Here is a 537-nt window from a genome sequence, read left to right as displayed (position 1 = left end):
AACATTCGATATCACGCCCTTTAGCAGCTAGGTCCTGCGGATAGTAACCATGATCGACTGTCTCGACACCTTGGCTGATAATCGGTCCTTCATCTAAGTCATCGCTGACATAATGTGCGGTGGCGCCCACTAATTTAATACCGCGATCATAGGCTTGATAATACGGTCTAGCGCCCTTAAAACCGGGTAATAATGAGTGATGAATATTAATGGCTTTACCAGAGAGTTTCTGACACAAGTCACTCGATAACACTTGCATATAACGTGCTAAGACCACCAAATCAGCGTTTGATTCTTCAATGATCTGCCACACTTTGGCTTCTTGCTCAGGTTTGGTTTCCTTACTAATGGGCAGGTGGTAATAAGGAATACCATGCCATTTCGCCAAGTCTTCTAGGTCAGGATGATTAGAGATGATCGCCGGGATCTCAATAGCCAAATCGCCAGTGCGATAACGGTATAATAAGTCATTCAAACAGTGATCGTGCTTAGACACCATGATCACCACTTTAGATTTATACGGACGGGAGGCCAGTT

Annotated in this window: 1 protein-coding gene; it reads right to left on the bottom strand. The window is 44.5% G+C overall.

Annotation, left to right across the window (positions count from 1 at the left end):
* A partial coding sequence (locus ND2E_RS14715) for a formyltetrahydrofolate deformylase (protein ID WP_263281873.1) occupies positions 1–499 on the bottom strand: 499 nt, incomplete at its 3' end.
* Positions 500–537: the final 38 nt, after the last annotated feature.

The organism is Colwellia psychrerythraea (assembly GCF_000764225.1).
GTDB lineage: Bacteria > Pseudomonadota > Gammaproteobacteria > Enterobacterales > Alteromonadaceae > Colwellia > Colwellia psychrerythraea_D.
Note: the sequence above shows the minus strand (reverse complement) of the source record. Positions and strands in the feature narration are given on the sequence as shown.